This is a genomic window from Bacillus cereus group sp. N24, assembly GCF_016483345.1.
GTDB classification, from domain to species: domain Bacteria; phylum Bacillota; class Bacilli; order Bacillales; family Bacillaceae_G; genus Bacillus_A; species Bacillus_A toyonensis.
In genome coordinates this window covers 32,556-56,866 of the sequence record NZ_JAEHCA010000015.1, presented here as the reverse complement: position 1 = coordinate 56,866, position 24,311 = coordinate 32,556, and the positions used below count along the sequence as shown (strand labels likewise).

Here is a 24,311-nt window from a genome sequence, read left to right as displayed (position 1 = left end):
TAAGTAGACTGTTGCGAAGGAGTGAGTGCAGTGACAGGGAATGTGTTAAATTATTATGCTGGTGGTAATACAGCTAGAGGATTTCATAATTTATACGAAGAGAATTTAAAAGGGCTAGATAGGTTGTTTATTTTAAAGGGTGGTCCAGGAACGGGAAAATCTTCTTTAATTAAGGCAATAGGTCGTGAATGGGTTGAAAAAGGATATGATATTGAGCTTTTGCATTGTTCTTCTGATAATAAGTCGGTTGATGGGGTGATTATTCCAAAATTAAAAGTAGGAATTGTTGATGGAACATCACCGCATGTTATTGAGCCGAAAATGCCAGGAGTTATTGAAGAGTATATAAATTTAGGAGTTGCTTGGGACTCAGGTAAATTAAGAAAGCAGAAGGTAGAAATTGAACGGTTTGTATCAGAAGCGAGCAAGGCTTTCAAATCTGCTTACGGATGTTTTAAAGAGGCATTAGTTATACATGATGAGTGGGAGAAAATATATATTAATAACATTGATTTTAATAAAGCAAATGAACTAACAGATCAGCTAATTCAGAAATTATTTGCAGATAAAAAGGGGCAACAATCGATTGTGAAACATCGTTTTTTAGGAGCTGCTACACCGAAAGGAGCAGTTGATTTTGTTCCTAATTTAACAGAAGGATTGCCACATCGTTATTTTATAAAAGGACGCCCGGGCTCTGGAAAATCAACAATGCTCAAAAAGTTATCGAAGGCAGCAGAAGAAAAAGGTTTTGACGTTGAAGTATATCATTGCGGATTTGACCCGAATAGTCTTGATATGGTTATTGTAAGAGAATTAGGATTTGCAATTTTTGATAGTACCGCACCACATGAATATTTTCCAAGTCGCGTGGGTGATGAGATTATAGATATGTATGCTCTTATTGTTAAACCGGGGACGGATGAGAAGTATGCTACAGAAATTCGTGACGTTTCCATTCAATATAAAGCAAAAATGAATGAGGCGATGTCTTTCTTAGCAAAAGCAAAATCAGTTCGTGATAAATTAGAACGAATTTATATTGCTGCCATGGATTTTTCAAAAGTGGATGCATATAAAGAGGAAATTCAAAAAGAGTTTGAACGAATTACCGCTACTGTAATTGAAAAGAAAAAATAGTCTTTGTTAAACTGTCAGAAAAATTCTGGCAGTTATTTTAGTGTGTAGTAAAATTAATAGTATATTTGTCGAATTTCCAAGGAAATAATCAAAAAATGGGGATGGTATGAAATGAGAGAAAAAATTGAATTAGAGTTAGAAAGAATTGAAGAAGAGAATGATGTGAAAATTTTATTTGCAGTGGAATCGGGGAGTCGTGCTTGGGGATTTCCATCGAAAGATAGCGATTATGATGTTAGGTTTGTTTATATACATCCGGTAGAATGGTATTTATCAATTCATGATAAACGTGATGTAATTGAATATCCAATTAGTGATGACTTAGATATAAGTGGCTGGGATATTAAAAAGGCATTACAACTGTTTGCGAAGTCAAATCCAGCTTTACTTGAGTGGATTCGATCACCAATTTTTTATTCGAAAAACTCTAACTTTCCAGAGCAGCTTCAGCAAATGAGTGAAAAGAATTTTGATCCAAAAGCAACGATATATCATTACTTACATATGGCTTCAAAAAATTATCGTGAATTTTTGCAAGGCGAGAATGTAAAGTTGAAAAAGTACTTTTATGTATTACGTCCTATTTTAGCTTGTCAGTGGCTAGAAGAGAAAGGGACATTACCTCCAGTAGAATTTAATCGATTGATTACAGAACTATCTATAGAACGTAGTGTATTGAATGAGATTGAGAAGTTGTTAATAAAGAAAAAAGCGGGTACGGAATTAGATGTTGGATTGAAAATTCAAGTGTTAAATCAATTTTTAGAAGAACAAATTGATTATTATCAGCAATACGTGAAAGGGATTGAAAAGGGATTAGGGATTGATATTGAGAGTTTGAATACACTATTTAGAAATATGTTGTTTGAAGTAAATAAAAAAGAGCACAAGTAAATTTGTGCTCTTTTTTTATCCCGCTATTTGTGGGAGCCTTACTGCCCGTAAACGCCTGATTGGTGTGGACTAATAATCAGCTGGGGATGCACCTCAACACTGATTAAAGTTTCACTTTATTTTGTAGGAATAAAGAAAACAGATATAGCTGCGATAAGACCTGCAAAAGAGAATAAGTAAAAATTCCATGCTAAGTCATATTGCATTGTCATAATAATACCGACAAGAATAGGTCCAGCAATTGCACCAACTCGGCCAAGTCCAAGTCCCCAGCCTAAGGAGGTAGCTCGTATATGTGATGGGAAGTATTGTGTTACATAAGCATTTAATATTTGAGTAATACCAACTGATCCAATTCCAGCAAGACCAATTAAAAGATAAATGATTGTAACAGATGGTTTAATTGTTAGTAGTCCAATACATATGGCTGCCATAAGATAGGAGATGCTAATAACAATTTTTGCTCCTATACGATCGGCAATCGCCCCGGCAAATAATGCGCCGATAGCTGCAGTAATATTTAGCATAAGTAGAAATGATAAACTAGATCCAAGAGGATATCCTGCCTGACGCATCATCTGTGGTAACCAAGTATTTAAACCGTATATTAAAAACATTCCCATTATATAAGTGATCCAAAAAAGTAGCGTTGCTTTTATGTATTCTTTTGAGAATAACGTAAGAAATCCATTTTTCTTTTGTATATTAGATGGTGCTTCAGAAATTTCATCTTTTACATGGAATTCAATTTGAAAGCGATTAAGAATTTTGTTCACTTCTTCTTGTCGATTCCGCGATAATAAAAATTGAATGGACTCAGGTAAATAAAGAATAATGAAAGGAATGAGGAGTAGCGGAATCATTCCGATGCCAAACATAATTCTCCATCCGAAATCTTCTAACATAAACATGGATAAAATAGCACCTAACACGATACCTAAAGGATAGCCGGTAAACATAAGAGCATAAATAAAAGATTGCCGTTTTTTTGATGAATATTCAACAGTAAGTGCGGAAGCCGTTGGGATAACACCGCCTAATCCGATTCCTCCGATAAATCGAGATAGCCCAAATAATTCAGGAGAAGGAGCAATTGCAGCTAAGCCCATTGTGATAGAAAAAAGAGCTAAACAGCATATAAGTGTCCACTTTCGTCCAATTAAATCTGTAATGGTTCCGATTAGAATAGCGCCAATAAACATCCCAAATAGAGCATAGCTGGCAATTGTTCCAGCTTGAGCTGGTGATAGTGCCCAGCTGTTGTCTTCTAAAAGCTTTGGCAGAACGGCACCGTAAATACCTAAATCATATCCGTCAGCTAGAATGGCGAGCCAACAAATAAAAACAACAAGTTTTGTAATAGAGCTTGAAAAGATAGTTTCTGTAGATTCTAGATGAGGTGGAGCAGAAGGTTGCATAGTATTCACCCCTTTTATTTGTAGATGAATATATTATTTTATTTACTGTTAATATTCCCCTTCTTATGTCGAAATTTATATGAAAAGGTGTCATGAAAAACAAAGAAGTTCAACAGGATTCTTGTTGAACTTCTTTGTTTTTTTATTCGTTATCAACTCGTTTTAATGGTTGATCTGCTGGCCCTTCCATAACATCGCCATCAATTGAAAAACGAGAACCGTGGCAAGGACAATCCCAAGTACAATCACCGTTATTCCATTCAACTTCACAGCCGAGGTGTGTACAAGTCGTATCGACGATATGTAGTTTTCCTTCTTTATCTTTATAAGCACCTGCTCGTTTACCGTTGACATGTACAACGGATCCTTCGCCAACTTCAAGATCCTCTGGTTTACGTAATGCAGTTTCAAGTTTCCCTTCAATTAAATGTTTAGCAACATCAATGTTTTGAGAAAGGAATGTTTTTATATCTGGATTTGCATGAAAGCGTGATGGTGCAAACAGCTCTTTATATGGGCTGTGGACTTTTAGAATGGAATCCTTCAGTAAATGAGCTGCAGCAGTTCCTGTTGTCATTCCCCATTTGCGATATCCAGTTGCAACAAATATATTTGGATTGCTTTCGTTAATATGTCCGATATAAGGGAGCTTGTCTAGCGTAATCAAATCTTGCGCTGACCATCTATAGGGAACTTCATCTACTCCAAAAGTTGCTTCAGCAAAAGAATAGAGTGCTTCATAATGAAGCATCGTATTTATTCCCTGTCCCGTTTTATGGCTCTCTCCGCCAATCAAAATCAACTTTTCTCCATTGTTTGTTATATAGCGTAAGGAGCGTTTTGGATCATCAATACTTAAATACATGCCACCTGGATAATCTGTTTTTGCTTTTATTGCAAGAGCATAGGAGCGTTCTGCGTACATTCGCGTAAAGAAAAAGCTATTCGCATCATAAAAAGGAAAGTGAGAACAAGAGACGACATATTCACAAGTGATGCGATGCCCCTCTTTTGTAATTACTTGTGGATAATCTCCTTTTTCCACATCCATAGCTGTTGTTTGTTCATAGACCTTTCCTCCCATCTCCACAAACTTTTCTAAAAGTGTTTTCAAATAAAGGAGGGGGTGGAATTGCGCTTGATTTTTCATTACAAGTGCAGATTGTACTGGAATAGGAATCGATAGAGATTGAACATAGTCACAAGGTATATTTAATTTTTGATAAGCTTCATATTCTTTCGATAAATTTCTTAAACCGTTATCAGTAGTTGTATACAAGTATGAATCTTCATTTGAAAAATTACAGTCGATTTTATATGTTTGCACAGTGTCATTTATGAATTGTAGAGCATGATTATTTGATTCATAGTAAAGCCTGGCTTTTTCCACACCGAAATGATTTATTAATTCGTCGTAAATAAGATCATGTTGTGCTGTTACTTTTGCTGTTGTATGCCCAGTTGTTCCATTTAAAATAAGACCAGAATCAATTAAAACAACGTCGATGCCTTCTTTTGCAAGTAAATAGGCAGTAGTAATACCCGTAATACCAGCACCGATAACAGCAACTTTCGTCTTTATATTTTCGGATAAACGAGGAAAAGTAGGGAACGGAGTAGATTCAATCCAATAAGATAAGGGCAGTTGTGGAAATGTATCATTTGTCATTGTGGAAACCTCCTAATTTTAGAACAATTTTCCTTTTAATATTTCCATATTATATGAAATTCATGTGCGTTATTTTAGAAGGAGTCTATTTTTATTAAAAGAGGGATTAAATTATTTTAATATAATTAATTTGATAGGGCATTATGAAGAAGTAGCATGTATATAAAACTAAATTTAAGTGATTCCATTTATTGATTACATAGAGGATTCTTGAATGAGATAGAGTCCATGGTATTTAAGTATATGTATATATATAGTGGATAAATCCGTATGAAATCTATACTTTTTTTTTAGTGAAATAAAGTATGATTATAAAAATATAACCAACTTTTATTACTAGGTCATAAAAGTTGTTGACAATATAGAAATTCTATTGTTATGATTCATCATGTGGAAAGGTTGATAGAGAGTAAAAAGAGAAATGTTTTTCATTGATAATAAAAGCGAAAAATAAGTGACGATAGAGTGAGTATATTTTCCTTATAATAAATGCTTTTTGGATCACCTAGTAAAATCAATCTGGAAGCAAGAATTAATATATGCAAGTTGCGCAGGGCGCGGCATAAGAAAGGGGCAAAAGGATGAAGGAGCTTCATACGTTTGGGTGGTATGCAGCACGTGTATCACCACATTTGCCAAAAAAAGCATTTAAACCAGTTCCTACTCGTTTATTTGGTGGACTGGCTTATTTACTTGTGGCATTAGCGGGGTTAATAGCGATTGGTGTATTTGAATTGAATGTGTGGGCAAATCTAGGAATTGCGATTGTTCTCGGACTATGTTTTGCTTCACTTGGGTTTTTAGGGCATGAAATTTTACATGGGACAGTTGTAAGAAAGGCATGGCTTCGTGATTTCTTAGGCGCGATTGCATTTATGCCATTATCAACAGGACCAAAACTTTGGAGAAAGTGGCATAATGCAACTCATCATGTTCATACACAGCATGAAGAGAATGATCCAGATGCATGGCCGACACTTGAGAAGCTTAAAAAAAGTAAGTTTTTAAGTTGGGTATATCGTATGCCTCTTCATGTACGTTCATTCTTTAGTTTCCTGTCACTAACAATTCAATTTACATTGCATTCAACTCGAATGTTCTTTCATTTTATAAAAGAATTTAAGTCATCGAATCAAAAATCTGTATGGCTTCAACTTCTTTTGCCTTGGACAGTTTGGATTAGTTTATTATTTATTATGGGACCTGGAAAATGGTTATTTGCATATGTGATTCCGTTGTTAATTGCTAACTTTATTGTAATGGCATATATCGCAACAAATCACCGCTTAAATCCAATTGTTCCAGTAAATGATCCGTTAGCAAACTGTTTATCAGTAACAGTGCCGCGCTGGGTAGACGTTTTACATTTCAATTTCTCGTATCATACAGAACATCATCTGTTCCCTGCTATGAGCTCTAAATACTATCCGTTAGTAAAAGAGAAGATTAAAGAAATGTGGCCGGAACGCTATCACGAAATGCCGATGACAAAAGCATTGGCAGCACTTTGGAATACACCACGTGTGTATTATCACGGAAGTGAATTAGTTGATCCGCATAGAGAACATTTCTACGGTTCTTTAGGAAATGGATTAGACCCTCATAATATTTCATATCGTGAGGAACATATAGAAGAAAAAGAGAGTATTAAAAAAGTAAATCAGTAAAAGTTGATATATTTTGCAGTGAAAAAGCAAGCCATCTCAGGCTTGCTTTTTTTTATAAAGAAACTTCTTTTTTATTCTTTGTATGGACTTGGATAGAGTTTGTCTCTTTGCGCTGTAATCGTTTTTCTAAAAGGTTAACAAAATAAGTAAATAGGAGAACGAGTACGAGATAATATAAACCAACGATTACATATGTATCTAATTGTTGGAAGTTACTTGCGGCAATTGATAAACCCGATCCCCATAATTCGGACAGTCCTACGTAAGCAACAAGTGAGGAATCTTTCAATCCAATAATAAATTGATTACCTAGAGGAGGAAGAGATAGACGAAATGCTTGTGGTAATATAATTCGGCGCATCGCCAAAGGGTAAGGCATGCCTAAAGAGCGAGCAGCTTCTAATTGTCCACGGTCAACGGATTGAATGGATCCACGGAAAATTTCGGTAATATATGCACCGTTATGAATTGCTAAAGCAATTGCTCCTGCCCAAAAAGGGGTGAACACAACAACAGATGTAATACCAAAATAGAGAATTGCGATTTGAACAATTAAAGGTGTACCACGAATAATGGCGATGTAGACATGAGCGATACTATTTAGAACTTTATTGTTAGAGATTCGAAAGAAAGCGAATAGTAATCCAATTAATGAGCCGAGTACTAGGGAAGTTAATGTTAATTGTAATGTGACAATAGTAGCTTTTAAGAGTGTGGGGTAGGTAGAGATAAAAATTTCAAACATGCGTTTCACCTCATAGTGTATAGATTTTAGTAGGGAATGAAATACCCCACATAAAAAGTGGGGCATGATTTATGGAATCTTTGAATAGTTAACTTACTTCGTTTTTGCCTCTTCTCCAAGAATATTACGACCAAACCATTTTTTACTAATCTTTTCGTACGTACCATCTTTAATGATTTCATCTAAAGCTTTATTTACTTTTTTAACCATTTCTTTATCATCTTTGCGAATAGCAATTCCCATTTCATCAAGATTTAATGGTTTTCCAGCTTCTTTTATATTTGATTTACCTTCTTTAATCATTCGAAGACCAACCATTTGATCAGTGATTACTGCGTCCACACGCCCAGGCTCTAAGTCCATAAGAGCGGTAATATCACTATCGTATTCTGTAATTTGATCTGTATGTTTTGAAACAAGAGTTTTAAAGGTACTAGCTTTTACAACACCAATTTTCTTTCCTTTCAAATCTTCTGGAGAAGAGATAGACGTATTCTTTTTAGCTACGAAAATCTGGGCACCAGAGCGATAATATGGGTTTGAGAAACTAACAGCTTTTAATCGTTCTTCTGTAATGGCCATACTTCCTAATATCGCATCATATTTTTTTGATTGTAGACCTTGAATTAGCGTTTCCCACGGATTTGTAATAGGAGCGGGTTTCATTCCCATCTTTTTCGCGAGCGCCTCACCTATTTCTACATCAAATCCGGCAAGTTTTCCGTCATTTTCTTTATAGTTAAAAGGTTTGTATAATCCACTCATCGCATAACGAAATTCCTTTTCACCATTTGATGAAGTAGTCGAGCTTTCCTTACTACAGGCTCCTAGTATGAAGGATGTACATAGTGTAATACTCGCAACAATGGTTAATAGTTTTCTTTTCATAAAACCCCTCCTATATATTGATCATACGGATGGTTTTAAGTATGTTATCGAGATATTTTATTTGGACAATTAGTTGTGCACCGTATGAATGTATTTCTTTACGTTTGAAATAGAAGTTACATTATAAAACGTTACGTAAAAATTGTTTTGCTCGTTCATGTGATGGAGCTGAAAAGAATTGCGCTGGTGGAGCATCCTCTACAATTTTTCCGTCATCCATAAAGATGACGCGATCAGCTACATCTCTTGCGAAATTCATTTCATGAGTAACAATAACCATTGTCATTCCTTCTTCAGCAAGTTCTTTCATAACTTGCAATACTTCTCCAACGAGTTCAGGGTCTAAGGCTGAGGTAGGTTCATCAAATAGCATAATTTTAGGATTCATAGCAAGAGCTCGTGCAATCGCAACGCGTTGTTTTTGACCACCTGAAAGTAGGTGAGGAGTTACATCCGCCTTATCTTGTAGGCCGACTTTTTGTAGGAGTTGATTCCCAACGTCCTTCGCGTCTGCTGTTTCCAATTTTTTTACGTGAATAGGTGCTTCTATGATGTTTTCTAGTGAGGTCATATGAGGAAAGAGGTTAAAGTGTTGAAAAACCATACCGACATTTTCACGGACTTTGTTTAAATTTGAATGCTTTGGATCAATTCGTTCACCTTGTAAGTGAATTTCACCTTCATCGTACATTTCTAAAAAGTTAAGACAACGAAGTAATGTACTTTTGCCGGAACCACTGGCACCGATTAAAACAACAACTTCTTTTTCTTTTACTTCTAAATCAATTCCTTTTAAAACATCAAGTGAGCCAAATGATTTTACTAGATTTCGAACTTGAATCATACAAAACCCCCAGTCAAAAATATATTTTACAAATGTTGCCCCTTATTTCTGTTATTAGTCATAAATTGTCAGAATCCTTTATTTTTTTCAGGGGGATTTAATATTCAAAGAAATAATGATTTTTAAAATCCCTATATCTTTCTATAACGAAAATATGGATAATAATATATAGGTAGTACTTATATTGCTTATAAGAAGGGGGAAAGAAGAGATGGGAAAAGAAAGAAAAACATTTTCCTTTGGCTTGCGTATACAGCTTATGTTATTTACTACAATTTTAGCTTTCATTACATATTCAACAAGTTTAATTTTCATTTACGTTATATATGATTATTTTCAAAGTTATGTAAGTCAAACTGTTTATAATATTATCGTTATGTTATTAGGTGTAGTATGGTCTGGAATTTTAGCGTATGGGGCAGCAATATTTTTAATTAAACCACTTCGAAAGTTGGAAGAAGCAGCAAGGAAAGCGGCTGAAGGTGATATTCGTGAAGATGTCCCATTGCCAAAGACCGATGATGAGATTAAATCTTTAAGTGTTGCATTTAATATGATGCTAGGGAACTTAAGGGGCATGGTAAAAAATATCGATACTACATTTTCGTATACAAATAATCAAGTTCAGCAAATTAGAAAACAAACAGGTGAAGCGACAAAGCAAGCACAAGGTGTGTCTGAAACCCTTGCGGAGATTTCTTCCGGTGCCGAGCAATCAGCAGCATCGATTCAAGCGATTGTTTCTACTGTTGATACAACGACTTCTATTGCAAATGAAGTAGAAGGAAAAGCAAAACAGTCTGACGAGTTGTCTTCAGAAATGGTTCAAGCTTTAGGACAAAGTACACGTGTCTTTACTTCTTTAATTCAAGGTATTCAAACATTGGCGAGAGAAAATGAAGATTCGATGGAAAATGTACAGAAATTAGAAGAGCGAATGAAACAAGTTGAACACATTGTTTCTGTTGTGAGTGAGATTGCTAGCCAAACAAATTTATTAGCACTCAACGCTTCTATTGAGGCAGCTCGTGCAGGGGAGCATGGAAGGGGCTTTGCGGTTGTAGCAGAAGAAGTACGTAAACTTGCTGATGAAAGTGATCATTCTGCAAGAAACATATCGCAGTTATTACGGAATATGCAAGATGAAGTACAGCAAGTCGCATTGAAAATGACAGAGCAGGTGAAGACAGCTAAAGAAGAGGCAAAACGCGGAGAAGCTACAGAATTAATTTTAAAAGAAATGTCATCAAGTGTTATGGAAGTAGCCGATGCAACTAAGCAAATTAGTAGTTATATGAATGAACAAGTGAATCACATTCATCAAACAGGAGCACAAACAAAGGCTGTAGCAGCAATTGCGGAAGAAACGTCAGCTGGCTCACAAGAAGTGGCACGTGTGACGTTGCAGCAGTCTAAAAATATGATAGCAATCGATCAATTATTAAAAGACTTAGAGAAGCAATCAGCGGATTTAAAACAAACAATTGAACGGTTTTCAATGTAAAAGAGAAGAACAGAATGTTGTTCTTCTCTTTTTTTAGCTAGATTTAATATCTACAGTTAAAAAGTATAAACTATGAACGTTTCCGCAACATTCTTTTCTGTCCCTTTCGGATGAAAATTATAGCGAGCTATAATATTAAAAGGGGTGTCTTTTATGAAAAAAGAAAAAAGACAACGATTAATTAAACAATTTGTAAAGGAGTATGAAATAGAGAAGCAAGAAAGATTAGTAGAATTGTTAGCAAAAAAAGATGTATTAGTAACACAAGCTACAGTTTCTCGAGATATTCGTGAGTTAAATTTAACGAAGGTACCTTCTCAAGAAGGATTAATGATATATAAATTTTTCTCAGAAGAGCATTTACAAACTGATATAAAGTTAAAGAAAAAATTACGAGAGGTTGTTGTAAAAATTGATTGTGTAGATCAATTAATGGTTATTAAAACATTACCCGGTAATGCACATGTTATTGGTGTTTTGTTTGATGAGCTAGATTGGAAAGAAAAAATAGGATGTGTATGTGGAAATGATACATGCCTTATCATTTCTCAGTCAAAATCAGATAGGGAGATTTTAGAAGAAAGGTTAAATTTAATTATTTAGATGCAAAATCCTGTTTTTAATAAAAATTAAAAACAGGATTTTTGTTTAAATACGGAAGTTAAATATTCAACATATATGCGTAAAATATGTATTTTTTTATTGGAAAATCGGGATGAAGTGTTATAAAAATACAAATTCATATGATATTAAAAAAATAACTTGTTTAATATTTCACAATGATAATGTGGATGCTTTCACAAAGATGAAGGCGCGTAGCATTTATTATGTACTTGTAAGACATCAAACATATTTAAAAGGAGGTACAACAAATGAAGCATCCGATACATGTTACTTCAGAGATTGGGGAATTACAAACAGTTTTATTAAAACGACCTGGTAAAGAAGTGGAAAACTTAACGCCAGATTATTTGCAACAATTATTATTTGACGATATTCCATACTTACCAATTATTCAAAAAGAGCATGATTATTTTGCACAAACATTACGCAATCGGGGTGTTGAAGTTCTTTATTTAGAAAAACTAGCTGCTGAGGCATTAGTAGATAAAAAACTTCGAGAAGAATTTGTTGATCGTATTTTAGAAGAAGGACAGGCTGACGTAAATGTTGCACATCAAACTTTAAAAGAATATTTACTTTCCTTTTCAAATGAAGAATTAATTCAAAAAATTATGGGTGGTGTACGGAAAAACGAGATTGAAACAAGTAAGAAGACACATTTATATGAATTAATGGAAGATCATTATCCGTTTTACTTAGACCCAATGCCTAATTTATATTTTACTCGTGATCCAGCAGCTAGCGTGGGCGATGGATTAACGATAAATAAGATGAGAGAACCGGCGCGTAGACGTGAATCATTATTCATGGAGTACATCATTAAATATCATCCAAGATTTGTAAATCACAATGTGCCAATTTGGCTAGATCGTGATTATAAGTTTCCAATTGAAGGTGGCGATGAGCTAATTTTAAATGAAGAAACAATTGCAATTGGAGTATCTGCCCGTACGTCAGCTAAAGCAATTGAACGTTTAGCTAAAAATCTTTTTAGCCGACAAAATAAAATTAAGAAAGTGTTAGCAATAGAAATTCCAAAATGCCGAGCATTTATGCATTTAGATACAGTGTTTACAATGGTTGATTATGACAAGTTTACAATTCACCCAGCCATTCAGGGGCCAAAAGGAAATATGAATATTTATATTTTAGAAAAAGGTCCAGATGTGGAAACTCTTAAAATTACACATCGTACTTCTTTAATGGAAGCATTAAAAGAGGTATTAGGTTTAAGTGAATTAGTTCTTATTCCTTGTGGAGGAGGAGATGCAATTGCTTCTGCTCGTGAACAATGGAATGACGGTTCTAATACATTAGCAATTGCGCCAGGTGTAGTTGTTACATATGATCGCAACTATGTATCCAATACGTTATTAAGGGAACATGGTATAGAAGTCATTGAGGTGCTAAGTTCGGAATTATCTCGTGGTCGTGGGGGTCCACGTTGCATGAGTATGCCAATTGTTCGTAAAGATATTTAGTATAAATAACGGAGAAAGTAGGGATGAAGTATGTTAATGACTAGAACAAATTTAAAAGGAAGAAGTTTTCTAGCTGAAAAAGATTTTACACAAGAGGAATTATTATATTTTCTAGATTTAGCAGCAGAATTAAAAGAGAAAAAGAAAAACGGTGTCCCACATCATTATTTAGAAGGTAAAAATGTAGCGCTATTATTTGAAAAAACCTCTACTCGTACGCGATGTGCATTTACAGTAGCATGTACAGATTTGGGGGCGAACCCTGAATATTTAGGGAAAGGTGATATTCAGCTTGGGAAAAAAGAATCCGTAGAGGATACAGCAAAAGTGTTAGGACGCATGTTTGACGGAATTGAGTTTCGTGGATTTAATCATGAAACCGTAGAATCTTTAGCACAAAATTCTGGTGTGCCGGTTTGGAATGGATTAACAGATATGTGGCATCCAACACAAACACTTGCAGATTTATTAACAATTAGAGAACATGTAGGGAAATTAAAAAATGTGAAGCTCGTTTACGTTGGAGATGGACGAAATAATGTTGCTAATAGCTTACTAGTTGGTGGAGCGATCGTTGGAATGGATGTACGTATTTGTACACCGGAATCTTTATGGCCAGAGCAAGAAGTAATTGATTTAGCAAAAAAATATAATGAACAGGTAATGATAACAAGTAATGTGGAAGAAGCTGTTGCGAATGCAGATGTAATTTATACAGATGTATGGGTGTCTATGGGGGAAGAAGAAAAATTTGCTGAACGTGTTGAGTTATTGAAACCTTATCAAGTAAATATGAAAATGATTAAAGAAACAGGGAATGAAAACGTGATTTTCTTACATTGTTTACCCGCATTCCATGATGTGGAAACGATGTATGGTGAGGAAGTTTATGAGAAATATGGGCTGAGAGAAATGGAGGTAACTGACGAAGTATTCCGCAGTAAACATTCAAAAGTATTTGATCAGGCTGAAAATAGAATGCATACAATTAAAGCGGTTATGGCAGCTACTTTAGGAAACATGGAGTAAAGAAGAAAGGGAGTCTTCCTTTCTTCTTTCTCCTCCTTTAGACACTATCATTCACTATTGCTTTCGTATTGTTATTGCAATTAAAGAGAGGTGAGTGGAATGGGTGAAGATAAGAAATTAGGGTTGTTTACATTAACGGCGCTTGTAGTGGGGTCTATGATTGGCGGTGGAGCATTTAATTTAGCAAGTGATATGGCAAAAGATGCTGGTGCTGGAGCCATTGTTATTGGTTGGGTTATAACAGGAATTGGGATGATTGCGCTTGGATTATCTTTTCAAAATCTAACTGTAAAGCGGCCAGATTTAGATGGTGGTATTTTTAGTTATGCAAAAGCAGGATTTGGTAATTTTATGGGGTTTAATAGTGCGTGGGGATATTGGCTATCTGCCTGGCTTGGTAATGTAGCTTACGGCACATTATTGTTTTCTTCATTAGGTTATTTCTTCCCAATCTTTGAAGGCGGTCAAAATGTAGCATCCATTATTGGTGCAAGCGTATTATTATGGTGTGTTCACATGTTAATTTTACGTGGAGTTCAATCAGCAGCACTTGTGAATTTAGTAACTACAATCGCAAAATTAGTACCTGTATTTGTATTTATTGTCATAGGAATCTTCGCATTTCATATTGATACGTTCCTAGATGGATTTTGGGGACAAACTGGTTCTTTTTCATGGGGAGCAGTTGGCAGCCAAGTTAAAAGTACAATGCTTGTAACTTTATGGGTGTTCATTGGGGTAGAAGGGGCTGTTGTTTTATCTAGTCGAGCAAAAAATAGAAGTGATGTAGGGAAAGCAACTGTTATTGGCTTAATTGGTACACTCATCATTTACATTTTAATTACATTACTGTCTCTTGGACTTATGCAGCAAGCAGATATTGCTAATTTAAAAAATCCGTCTATGGCTTATTTATTTGAAAGTGTTGTTGGAAAATGGGGTGCTATCTTTATTAATTTAGGTTTAGTTATCTCTGTATTAGGTGCTTGGTTAGGTTGGACTTTACTCGCATCTGAAATTCCGTATTTGGCGGCTAAAGACGGAGTATTTCCAAAATGGTTTGCAAAAGAAAATAAAAATAAAGCTCCAATAAATTCATTATGGATAACAAATGGCTTAATTCAAATGTTCTTATTAACATTCGTCGTTTCCGATCAGGCGTATAACTTTGCATTCTCGTTAGCATCTTCAGCTATTTTAATCCCATATGCTTTTTCAGCATTTTATCAACTGAAGCATAGCTTAAAGTCTGAAGAAGCGGATCGGAATAAAAATATAATAATTGGTTTGATAGCAAGTATGTACGGTGTGTGGTTAGTTTATGCAGCTGGTTTAGAGTATTTATTATTAACAATGACTTTATATGCGCCAGGTATTTTTATTTTTTACAATGTTCAAAGGCAAAAGAGTTCGAAGCAAATATTTACTCGAGTGGAATTAGCATCATCGGTAGCAATTGGTGCTTTAGCATTCTTTGCGATTTATGGATTAATTACAGGCAGTATTACTTTATAAAACGTTGTGAAATCGAAATCAACTGGAGGGCTGAAATATGGTACGAAGAAAAATTGTAGTTGCACTAGGGGGAAATGCGATACAGTCTGGAAAAGCTACTGCAGGGGCACAGCAAGAAGCGTTAGAAAAAACAGCGGAACAACTTGTGAAAATAATGGAAAATGATGTAGATATAGTAATTGCGCATGGAAATGGCCCACAAGTGGGGAATATTTTATTACAGCAAAAAGCTGCAGAAACGGAAAAGACACCTGCAATGCCATTAGATACTTGTGGTGCAATGAGCCAAGGGATGATTGGATATTGGATGGAAAATGCGATTGAAAAGGCATTGAAAAAGCGGAATATAAAAAAAGACGTAGCGACGGTTATAACACGCGTTGTCGTGGATGAAAAAGATGAGGCATTTAAAAATCCAACTAAACCAATTGGTCCTTTTTATACAGAAGAAGAGGCCAGAAGATTAATGGAAGAAACAAAAGCAGTGTTTAAAGAGGATGCTGGCAGAGGGTGGAGACGTGTTGTTCCATCACCGAAGCCTGTAAGCATTCATGAACATAAAGTAATTAATTCTTTAGTTGAGGATGGAAATATAGTGATAGCTGTTGGTGGTGGTGGAATTCCAGTAATTGATTCCGAAGAAGGGTTAAAAGGAACTGAAGCGGTTATCGATAAAGATTTCGCTGCGCAGAAATTAGCTGAATTAGTAGATGCCGATACGCTTGTAATTTTAACTGCAGTTGATCATGTGTATGTAAATTATAATCAACTGAATCAAAAGAAATTAGAGCATGTCACAGTGAATCAATTAGAAGAATACATGGAAGAACAACAATTTGCTGCGGGAAGTATGCTTCCAAAAATTGAAGCTGCTATTAATTTTGTTAATACAAATCCAAAAAGAAAAACAATTATTACGTCTTTAGAAAAAGTATATGAAGCACTAGAAGAAAAAGCTGGTACTATTATTTCTAAACAGAATGTATGCATGTATGTTTAAATAATTATGTACGCTATTTATTAGTAAAAAAAGAATGGAGTTAGTAACTTCATTCTTTTTATGTATTAATATTTTTTGTACTCATTGTTCATAAAGTTTTCATGATGAAATCTGAATATATAAGTTAGTTATGATAAAATTTAATTTGAATACGCTTTCTTGATTTTTCGCTCCAACATACAGCAAGAGAGAGGGAATTTTATGAATAGACGGAACGTAGTTAAAGATTTAAAGCAATTTGAATTATTTGCTCATTTAACAGAAAAGAAATTGAAAGGTTTGACGGAGTTTGTCTATTGGCGAACTTATAAAAAGGGTCAATTTTTATTTTTAGAAGGGGATTCAAGAGAAAGAATTTACTTCATGTTAGATGGTTTTGTAAAGTTAGAGCGGGTAAATCAAAGTGGGAATTTATTATATGATGACTATGTAAAGCGGTATTCTATTTTTCCTTATGGTGGTATGTTTACAGACAGAGGATATAACTATACGGCAGAAGCCATGACAGATGTAGAGGTATATTATATTCCGACAGTAATTTTTGAAGATATGGTGAAATCTAGTAGGACGCAATTAATGTACGTTGTTCAGCAATTATCATCAATATTAAAACTAAACGAAAATCGAGTGCAAAACATTACAATTCCTAATGCACAAGATCGAGTCATTCAAACATTAAATTATTTAATGCAAGATTTAGGAGAACAGAGTGGCGAAACGATTGTAATTTCCTGCCCACTTACAACAATTGAAATATCGAAAATATCTGGTACGTCTCGAGAGACGGTTAGCGGCGTATTAAAACAATTAAAAAATGATAGTATTGTTACAATTCTGGATAAAAAAATTACAATACATAATCCAACATATTTTGAGGAAATCTCTATGTGAAAATTGCATATGGATTTTCTAATTCATACTGTATATTAATAAAGTTCTTTATATATTTATAAGGAACTTTTTTACGTTATCCTCTATAAAAAGATTGTATAGCATGGTAATAATAGCTAAAATCGATAATAAAAAAGTAAGGGGAAGGAGAGAAAGAATGGTCCGAATTGAGTATGATCGATTAGTAGCTATTTGTTACAGTATAGGGGTTTTGTTACTATTAAAAATTCCAAACGATAATGAATTAATTGGGGAAAAACTATTCAATTTCTATAATGTTCCGGCATATACATATATTTATATGGATTATAAAGTCTCAAATATAGTAATCGTTTCTTTCATACTACATGTAATTGCATTTATATTATTTGTAAAATGGTTAGTAAAAAAGAAAAGTACATTTAGACCAATGAATAAGATAAAAGTAGTAGGCATTAGTATTTTGATTTTAATGATGCCGTTTATGCTAAATAACATCCTCCAGACATTGAATAAAACATGGTACTACGCAGGAAAAACAGGGGTAGAGGCGATAGAATATAAAAAAGAAGATAGTCAATGTAGAATGGAGAAAAATGGGGGGGATATTGAACAAAAGTGCATTGTTACTTTAAAAAATTATCGTAATCATTCACAAGCATTAAAAATTGTTTTATATGATAATGCAACAGAGACTTCCAAAAGTTATCCAGTACCGAAACCAGTCTATTTACAAAAACATGAGACAAAGCAATTCGAATTTCAAATTCCTGTTGCTTATAATAGCGGTATTGAGAAAGATAAAGTACCAAATATAAAATTATATTCATTGCATAAAAATGATGAGAAATACAATTAATCCGTAATTGAAAGTTTATGAGTAGGAGCAATAATTTGAAAAGATATAGAAAATCAACTTGAATCATCCAACATGCTGCGAGGTAACGGCATATTGGATGATTTTTTATTTTATCCCCTTTTTTACGTATGAAAGGGTGGGATACTTTGTTGAAAACGAAAAACATTGTAAGGATCATATATGGTTTTCACTTTACGTAATCTGTGAAAGTTAGAGCCATAATAACTAGTTTGCCAATTTTTAATGTCGATATCGGGCCAATTGACATAATCACCTAGTGTATAAGGATCTAAGCTTTCTCTTAAATCTTTAACCCAGCGTATATTTCGATTTTCTTCATCATCGCATTTCCAAGAGGTAATGTATTCTTGCGCAATAATTGCTTTGCGATGGAAATAAGCTGTTTCAGTAGGCGAAATATTTTCCACAGCACCTACGAGCGATTGGTGCCAAATACTCGCATCTTTATTTGGTGCATGAGAAAGAAAATATTGCATAATCTGAATGCCTTTAAGAGGGATAGGTTTATATACGTAGGAACCGGAGCGCTTGAAGTTTTCGGGGATGTTACCACTGTTAAAAAATTCAACAGCCTTTATATAAGGAACTTCATCTATAAAGAGAGAGGGGGTACCGGTTTCAAGAAGTGGTGATAATAAGGAATGGAGTTCAGAGGGAGAGCCAACAAACTCACCTTGCGCTTCAATTTTATTTTGCTGCTTTGCGAATAATTCAATTGATGAAGTGAGACGTTCATCTATATAAGGCGCCCAGTTTTGCCAAGCTTGAAATGCAGCGATAAAATCTTCCCATTCCCATGTGATGGAGAAGATTGATACATTTTTTATAGGATGTACTCGAAAAGTTAAAGAAGTAACAATTCCGAAGTTTCCACCACCACCGCCGCGGCACGCCCAAAACAAGTTAGGGTTTTCTTGTTCGTTTGCACGAATGATTTTTGCGCCCAATTTACCGCATGCTTGTACCATTTCAAATTCTACTAATTGATCACATGTTAATCCAAATAAGCGTGAAAGCATACCGATACCACCACCAAGTGTTAATCCAACAATTCCAACACTTGCACTTGTACCAGCCGGTATTGTAACACCATAATTCCAAAGTTCTTTATAAACCGTACCAAGATTTGCACCAGCTTCAATTGTTGCTGTTAATTTATTTGTATTAACAGTAATGCGATGCATTTCACTCACATCAATAATAAGCCCTCTATTTAAAAGAGAAAAATTTTCATAGCTATGACGTCCGCTTCTTAAGCGAAATGGTATATGACGTTCACGTGCCCATTTTAAGGCATTACACACATCATTTTTATTTTGGCAAAAAATAATAATACAAGGGAGTTTTGGAATACTTAAATTTAAATTCATTCGGGCTACGTCATAGTCAGGATCTGAGGGAACAACGATACGACCTGTTAATTTTGTTTGTTTCAATTTATCACTCCTTTCTAAAATAAGCAGTGCTTTTTATTAATATATGAAAAGCGTATGTAACGTGCGTGGACAAGAGCAGGTAAGAATGAGATTTACCTTTGTGAGAAATAAATAAAGTGAAACTTTAATCAGTGGGAGTTTTGTTCCTCCCCCACTGATTATTAGTCTTCACCAATCGGACTTTAACGGGCAGCCCGATCCCCACCGAACTTCTTTGCTTTCGCTGAATTTTGAGGTGGGGTTCTTACTGCCCAGCCAATAGCGGGATAAAGCATAAGAATAAGGAATCTACATAGAGTTCAATGAAAACAGTTGCAAACTATTCATATTTTGTTATGATAGTGTTACGAAAACGTTTGCATAAAATTTCCGATGGGATGCAAAAGGAGAGAATGACTATGAATAAGACATGGTGGAAAGAAGCAGTTGCTTATCAAATTTATCCACGAAGCTTTATGGATTCAAATGGTGATGGTATTGGAGATTTACAAGGTATTATTGCAAAGCTGGATTATTTAAAAGATTTAGGTATAGATGTAATTTGGATTTGTCCAATGTATAAGTCGCCTAATGATGATAATGGTTATGATATTAGTGATTATCAAGATATTATGGATGAGTTTGGTACAATGGCAGATTTTGATGCTTTATTAGATGAAGTTCATAAGCGTGACATGAAGCTTATTATTGATTTAGTTATTAATCATACGAGTGATGAACATCCATGGTTTATTGAATCTCGTTCATCTAAAGACAATCCGAAGCGTGATTGGTACATTTGGCATGATGGTAAAGATGGTGCGGAACCAAACAACTGGGAAAGTATTTTTAATGGTTCGGCATGGGAATATGATGAAGTAACAGAACAATATTATTTACATTTATTCTCACGTAAACAACCAGATTTAAACTGGGAGAATAAAGAAGTTCGTGAAGTGTTATACAATACAGTTAATTGGTGGCTTGATAAGGGAATTGATGGTTTCCGTGTTGATGCAATTAGCCATATTAAAAAAGAAGATGGCTTCAACGATATGCCAAATCCAAAAGAATTAAAGTATGTACCATCTTTTGATAAACATATGAATGTGGATGGTATTCAACCTTTATTAGAAGAGTTAAAAGAAAATACATTTTCTAAGTACGATATTATGACTGTTGGTGAAGCGAATGGCGTTAAGATTGAAGATGCTGAGCTTTGGGTTGGAGAAGAGCAAGGTAAATTCAATATGGTATTCCAGTTTGAACATTTAAGCTTATGGGATGCAGAAAAGAAGAAAGATCTTGATGTTGTAGGATTGAAAAAGGTATTAACGAAATGGCAAAAAGGATTAGAGAATAAAGGATGGAATGCTTTATATATCGAGAATCACGATAAGCCACGTATCGTTTCAACGTGGGGAGATGATAAACAATATTGGCGTGAAAGTGCAACAGCTCTAGGATCGATGTATTTCTTTATGCACGGTACACCGTTTATTTATCAAGGACAAGAAATTGGTATGACAAATGTTCAGTTACCAAATATTGAAGATTACGATGATGTAGCAATTAAAAATTTATATCGAGAGAAAATTGCAGAAGGCGTATCACATCAAGATATGATGGAAATTATATGGGCTTCTTGCCGTGATAATTCACGTACACCTATGCAGTGGAACGATGAGATGAATGCTGGTTTCACAACAAGTGCACCTTGGTTTGGCATGAATCCAAATTACAAAGAAATTAATGTTGAAAAGCAAAAAAATGACGAAAAGTCTATTTTCAATTTCTATAAGACAATGATTGCCTTGAAAAAAGAGCACGATGTATTGAATTATGGTACGTACGATTTACTTTTAGAGGACGATCCACAAATTTATGCATATACACGTACGTTACAGGATGAAAAAGTCATTGTAATTAGTAATATCTCAAAAGAGGAAGCTGTGTATAATGAGCCTTTATTCGCACTAGAACGCAAACGTTTGCTTTTAAATAACTATGAAGTTGCGGAACATGAACAATTAACTACAATCACGTTAAAACCTTATGAAACAAGGGTTTATCGCATTTCATAATAAAAAAGGATGCTCCTTGAGCATCTTTTTTTATGAAAAAAAATAAATTTCTATTGCAATGTGAAAACGCTTTTATTAAAATAGATTTATGAAAACGGTTGCGTAACAAAAAAAGATAAAGCAATATGAGGAATCGTTTTCATAAGAGAAACAGAAATTATAATTTAAATCATTATGTTGTTATAAATAAAGGGGAGGAAGAACAGATGAAAATTACGTCTTTTGATTTTTGGCAAAAGTTCGGGAAAGCATTATTAGTTGTTGTAGCTGTAATGCCAGCAGCTGGTTTAATGATTTCCATCGGTAAGCTAATTGGAATGTCTGCTGGGGATATTAACGCAGTTCATACTATTGCTCGTGTAATGGAAGACATCGGTTGGGCAATTATTACAAATTTACACATTTTATTTGCAGTAGCAATTGGGGGATCTTGGGCGAAGGATCGCGCAGGTGGTGCATTTGCAGCACTATTAGCATTCGTCTTAACAAATCGAATTACAGGAGCAATATTTGGCGTAAACGCTCAAATGTTAGCGGATTCAAAAGCGACAGTTTCTTCAGTATTAGCAGGAGATTTAGTTGTAAAAGATTACTTTACTTCTGTACTTGGTGCACCAGCATTAAACATGGGAGTTTTCGTAGGGATTATCACTGGGTTCTTAGGAGCTACTTTATATAACAAATACTATAACTATAATAAACTGCCACAGGCATTAGCATTCTTTAATGGAAAACGATTCGTACCATTCGTTGTAATTGTTTGGTCTACAGTCACTGCGATTGTATTATCACTTTTATGGCCATTTATCCAAAGTGGATTAAATGAATTTGGTCGCTGGATTGCAGCATCTAAAGATAGTGCGCCAGTTGTTGCGCCATTTGTATATGGAACGTTAGAACGTTTATTATTACCATTCGGATTACATCATATGTTAACGATTCCGATGAATTACACAGAGCTAGGCGGAACATATACGATGTTAACTGGCTCAAAAGTTGGACAAATTGTAGCAGGACAAGATCCATTATGGCTTGCATGGATTACAGACTTAAATAATTTATTAGCAAGTGGAGATACGAAAGCATATAACGATTTATTAAATAACGTTGTACCAGCTCGTTTCAAAGCTGGACAAGTTATCGGCTCAACAGCAGCGTTAATGGGGATTGCTTTTGCGATGTTCCGTAATGTTGATAAAGAAAAACGTGCAAAATATAAACCAATGTTCTTATCAGCAGCATTAGCAGTATTTTTAACAGGTGTAACAGAACCAATTGAATTCATGTTCATGTTTATTGCACCAGTACTATATGTTGTATATGCTATTACAACAGGACTTGCATTTGCATTAGCAGATTTAATCAACTTACGTGTTCACGCATTTGGATTTATTGAGTTAATTACTCGTACACCGATGATGGTTAATGCAGGACTAACAAGAGATTTAATCAATTTCGTTATCGTTTCATTAGTATTCTTCGGTCTTAACTTTACATTATTCAATTTCTTAATTAAAAAGTTCAATTTACCAACACCAGGACGTGCAGGTAACTATATTGATAATGAAGATGAGTCATCAGAAGGAACAGGAAATGTACAAGATGGTTCATTAGCAACAAAAGTTATTGATTTATTAGGTGGAAAAGAAAATATTGCTGACGTAGATGCTTGTATGACGCGTTTACGTGTAACAGTAAAAGATTTAGATGTTGTTGCACCAGAAGCGCAGTGGAAACAAAATGGTGCTTTAGGACTAATCGTAAAAGATAAAGGTGTACAAGCAGTATATGGTCCGAAAGCTGACGTATTAAAGTCAGACATTCAAGATATGTTAGGTGCGTAATAATATGAAATTGCTAACTTTAAACTGTCACTCTTGGCAAGAAGAGAATCAAATGGAAAAGATAAAATATCTTGCTAAAGTCATTCAAGAAGAAGAATACGATGTCATCGCATTGCAAGAAGTCAGTCAGTCGATACAAGCTGAAAATGTATGCGGTAACAAGAAAAAAGATAATTTTGGACTTTTACTATTAGAAGAGTTAAAAGCGTTACATGTAAAAGATTACAATATTACTTGGGATTTCTCTCATATTGGTTATGATGTGTACGAAGAAGGATTAGCGATTATAACAAAGCATACTATTATAAAAGAAGATACGTTCTTTATATCAGAAAATAAAGATACAACGTATTGGAAAACACGTAAAATTGTAAGTGCAACAATTGCTTATAATGGTAAGGATATAACGTTTTATTCTTGCCATCTAGGTTGGTGGAATGATGAAGAAGAATCATTCCAAGGTCAAGTCGATCGTTTGATGGAGCGTGTAGATAGCAATGAGCTTTCCTTCTTAATGGGGGATTTTAATAATAATGCTCGTTTGCAGGGTGAAGGTTATGAATATTTGATGCAAAAAGGTTTGTACGACACATACGAACTAGCGATAGAGAAGGATGAAGGAACAACTGTCCAAGGCGAGATTGCTGGTTGGGATGAGAATAAACATAATTTGCGAATCGATTTAATAGTGTGTAACCAAAGTAAAAGAGTTCGTTCTTCAAAAGTTATTTTTAATGGTACAAACCGAAATGTAATTTCAGATCATTTCGGTGTAGAGGTTCAATTAGATATATAATAGA

General features: G+C 34.6%; 20 protein-coding genes. 14 read left to right on the top strand and 6 right to left on the bottom strand.

The annotated features are described in order from the left end of the window. Nucleotides 1-30 precede the first annotated feature (30 nt). The gene (locus tag JDS95_RS20045; protein WP_000147480.1) at nt 31-1,140 is read left to right on the top strand and encodes a PRK06851 family protein; all 1,110 of its coding nucleotides are present in this window, start codon (nt 31-33) and stop codon (nt 1,138-1,140) included. A 111-nt stretch (nt 1,141-1,251) separates the two neighbouring features. Further along, nucleotides 1,252-2,034, top strand: a complete 783-nt coding sequence (locus JDS95_RS20040; RefSeq protein WP_001208227.1) for a nucleotidyltransferase domain-containing protein — start codon at nt 1,252-1,254, stop codon at nt 2,032-2,034. 116 nt (nt 2,035-2,150) lie between these two features. Here JDS95_RS20040 and JDS95_RS20035 read toward each other — a convergent pair whose 3' ends face one another. Together JDS95_RS20035 and JDS95_RS20030 are read right to left on the bottom strand one after the other, a co-directional pair. Beyond that, nucleotides 2,151-3,452, bottom strand: a complete 1,302-nt coding sequence (locus JDS95_RS20035) for an MFS transporter (RefSeq protein ID WP_001183101.1) — start codon at nt 3,450-3,452, stop codon at nt 2,151-2,153. Between the two features lie 142 nt (nt 3,453-3,594). Beyond that, nucleotides 3,595-5,121, bottom strand: a complete 1,527-nt coding sequence (locus JDS95_RS20030) for an FAD-dependent oxidoreductase (protein WP_000180404.1) — start codon at nt 5,119-5,121, stop codon at nt 3,595-3,597. 581 nt (nt 5,122-5,702) lie between these two features. Between JDS95_RS20030 and desB the strand changes: the two genes are divergently transcribed. Next, nucleotides 5,703-6,788 (top strand): Delta(10) desaturase DesB, encoded by a 1,086-nt coding sequence (gene desB, locus JDS95_RS20025; RefSeq protein WP_000661208.1) that lies wholly within the window; start codon nt 5,703-5,705, stop codon nt 6,786-6,788. Between the two features lie 52 nt (nt 6,789-6,840). Here desB and JDS95_RS20020 read toward each other — a convergent pair whose 3' ends face one another. The 3 genes from JDS95_RS20020 to JDS95_RS20010 all read right to left on the bottom strand — a co-directional run bounded on the left by JDS95_RS20020 (nt 6,841) and on the right by JDS95_RS20010 (nt 9,265). Next, a complete protein-coding gene (locus tag JDS95_RS20020; protein WP_000461553.1) occupies nt 6,841-7,533 on the bottom strand; it encodes an amino acid ABC transporter permease in 693 nt (230 codons plus the stop codon). A gap of 93 nt (nt 7,534-7,626) precedes the next feature. Further along, nucleotides 7,627-8,421, bottom strand: a complete 795-nt coding sequence (locus JDS95_RS20015; RefSeq protein ID WP_000823745.1) for an ABC transporter substrate-binding protein — start codon at nt 8,419-8,421, stop codon at nt 7,627-7,629. Nucleotides 8,422-8,542: 121 nt separating this feature from the next. Continuing rightward, on the bottom strand, nt 8,543-9,265 hold the full coding sequence (locus tag JDS95_RS20010; RefSeq protein ID WP_000616929.1) for an amino acid ABC transporter ATP-binding protein: 723 nt from the start codon (nt 9,263-9,265) through the stop codon (nt 8,543-8,545). Nucleotides 9,266-9,476: 211 nt separating this feature from the next. Between JDS95_RS20010 and JDS95_RS20005 the strand changes: the two genes are divergently transcribed. From JDS95_RS20005 to JDS95_RS19970, 8 genes are all read left to right on the top strand, one after another. Continuing rightward, nucleotides 9,477-10,769, top strand: a complete 1,293-nt coding sequence (locus tag JDS95_RS20005; protein ID WP_000514185.1) for a methyl-accepting chemotaxis protein — start codon at nt 9,477-9,479, stop codon at nt 10,767-10,769. 153 nt (nt 10,770-10,922) lie between these two features. Then, nucleotides 10,923-11,372: an arginine repressor gene (gene argR / locus JDS95_RS20000; protein ID WP_000711836.1), complete on the top strand. Its 450-nt coding sequence runs from the start codon at nt 10,923-10,925 to the stop codon at nt 11,370-11,372. A gap of 269 nt (nt 11,373-11,641) precedes the next feature. Next, nucleotides 11,642-12,874, top strand: a complete 1,233-nt coding sequence (arcA, locus tag JDS95_RS19995) for an arginine deiminase (RefSeq protein WP_098058995.1) — start codon at nt 11,642-11,644, stop codon at nt 12,872-12,874. A 30-nt stretch (nt 12,875-12,904) separates the two neighbouring features. After that, on the top strand, nt 12,905-13,903 hold the full coding sequence (gene argF / locus JDS95_RS19990; RefSeq protein ID WP_002175972.1) for an ornithine carbamoyltransferase: 999 nt from the start codon (nt 12,905-12,907) through the stop codon (nt 13,901-13,903). 99 nt (nt 13,904-14,002) lie between these two features. After that, nucleotides 14,003-15,418, top strand: a complete 1,416-nt coding sequence (gene arcD / locus JDS95_RS19985; RefSeq protein WP_199690746.1) for an arginine-ornithine antiporter — start codon at nt 14,003-14,005, stop codon at nt 15,416-15,418. A gap of 37 nt (nt 15,419-15,455) precedes the next feature. Then, nucleotides 15,456-16,418: a carbamate kinase gene (arcC, locus tag JDS95_RS19980; RefSeq protein WP_000252341.1), complete on the top strand. Its 963-nt coding sequence runs from the start codon at nt 15,456-15,458 to the stop codon at nt 16,416-16,418. Between the two features lie 201 nt (nt 16,419-16,619). Then, nucleotides 16,620-17,309: a Crp/Fnr family transcriptional regulator gene (locus JDS95_RS19975; protein WP_001081909.1), complete on the top strand. Its 690-nt coding sequence runs from the start codon at nt 16,620-16,622 to the stop codon at nt 17,307-17,309. Between the two features lie 157 nt (nt 17,310-17,466). Continuing rightward, on the top strand, nt 17,467-18,147 hold the full coding sequence (locus tag JDS95_RS19970; protein WP_199690745.1) for an ABC transporter permease: 681 nt from the start codon (nt 17,467-17,469) through the stop codon (nt 18,145-18,147). A gap of 122 nt (nt 18,148-18,269) precedes the next feature. Here JDS95_RS19970 and JDS95_RS19965 read toward each other — a convergent pair whose 3' ends face one another. Next, nucleotides 18,270-19,604 (bottom strand): FAD-binding oxidoreductase, encoded by a 1,335-nt coding sequence (locus JDS95_RS19965; RefSeq protein WP_199690744.1) that lies wholly within the window; start codon nt 19,602-19,604, stop codon nt 18,270-18,272. Between the two features lie 398 nt (nt 19,605-20,002). Between JDS95_RS19965 and JDS95_RS19960 the strand changes: the two genes are divergently transcribed. The 3 genes from JDS95_RS19960 to JDS95_RS19950 all read left to right on the top strand — a co-directional run bounded on the left by JDS95_RS19960 (nt 20,003) and on the right by JDS95_RS19950 (nt 24,307). Further along, on the top strand, nt 20,003-21,667 hold the full coding sequence (locus JDS95_RS19960; protein ID WP_199690743.1) for a glycoside hydrolase family 13 protein: 1,665 nt from the start codon (nt 20,003-20,005) through the stop codon (nt 21,665-21,667). Between the two features lie 206 nt (nt 21,668-21,873). Next, the gene (locus JDS95_RS19955) at nt 21,874-23,511 is read left to right on the top strand and encodes a PTS transporter subunit IIBC (protein ID WP_000705554.1); all 1,638 of its coding nucleotides are present in this window, start codon (nt 21,874-21,876) and stop codon (nt 23,509-23,511) included. Between the two features lie 4 nt (nt 23,512-23,515). Then, nucleotides 23,516-24,307, top strand: a complete 792-nt coding sequence (locus tag JDS95_RS19950) for an endonuclease/exonuclease/phosphatase family protein (RefSeq protein WP_000772006.1) — start codon at nt 23,516-23,518, stop codon at nt 24,305-24,307. Nucleotides 24,308-24,311 lie beyond the last annotated feature (4 nt).

Coding starts and splice junctions, on each gene's coding strand:
- JDS95_RS19950 (WP_000772006.1), top strand. CDS start 23,516: ATGAAATTGCTAACTTTAAACTGTCACTCTTGGCAAGAAGAGAATCAA.
- arcC (WP_000252341.1), top strand. CDS start 15,456: ATGGTACGAAGAAAAATTGTAGTTGCACTAGGGGGAAATGCGATACAG.
- JDS95_RS20035 (WP_001183101.1), bottom strand. CDS start 3,452: ATGCAACCTTCTGCTCCACCTCATCTAGAATCTACAGAAACTATCTTT.
- JDS95_RS19975 (WP_001081909.1), top strand. CDS start 16,620: ATGAATAGACGGAACGTAGTTAAAGATTTAAAGCAATTTGAATTATTT.
- desB (WP_000661208.1), top strand. CDS start 5,703: ATGAAGGAGCTTCATACGTTTGGGTGGTATGCAGCACGTGTATCACCA.
- arcD (WP_199690746.1), top strand. CDS start 14,003: ATGGGTGAAGATAAGAAATTAGGGTTGTTTACATTAACGGCGCTTGTA.
- JDS95_RS20020 (WP_000461553.1), bottom strand. CDS start 7,533: ATGTTTGAAATTTTTATCTCTACCTACCCCACACTCTTAAAAGCTACT.
- JDS95_RS20030 (WP_000180404.1), bottom strand. CDS start 5,121: ATGACAAATGATACATTTCCACAACTGCCCTTATCTTATTGGATTGAA.
- JDS95_RS19970 (WP_199690745.1), top strand. CDS start 17,467: ATGGTCCGAATTGAGTATGATCGATTAGTAGCTATTTGTTACAGTATA.
- JDS95_RS20040 (WP_001208227.1), top strand. CDS start 1,252: ATGAGAGAAAAAATTGAATTAGAGTTAGAAAGAATTGAAGAAGAGAAT.
- arcA (WP_098058995.1), top strand. CDS start 11,642: ATGAAGCATCCGATACATGTTACTTCAGAGATTGGGGAATTACAAACA.
- argR (WP_000711836.1), top strand. CDS start 10,923: ATGAAAAAAGAAAAAAGACAACGATTAATTAAACAATTTGTAAAGGAG.
- JDS95_RS19955 (WP_000705554.1), top strand. CDS start 21,874: ATGAAAATTACGTCTTTTGATTTTTGGCAAAAGTTCGGGAAAGCATTA.
- JDS95_RS20005 (WP_000514185.1), top strand. CDS start 9,477: ATGGGAAAAGAAAGAAAAACATTTTCCTTTGGCTTGCGTATACAGCTT.
- JDS95_RS19960 (WP_199690743.1), top strand. CDS start 20,003: ATGAATAAGACATGGTGGAAAGAAGCAGTTGCTTATCAAATTTATCCA.
- JDS95_RS20010 (WP_000616929.1), bottom strand. CDS start 9,265: ATGATTCAAGTTCGAAATCTAGTAAAATCATTTGGCTCACTTGATGTT.
- argF (WP_002175972.1), top strand. CDS start 12,905: ATGTTAATGACTAGAACAAATTTAAAAGGAAGAAGTTTTCTAGCTGAA.
- JDS95_RS20015 (WP_000823745.1), bottom strand. CDS start 8,421: ATGAAAAGAAAACTATTAACCATTGTTGCGAGTATTACACTATGTACA.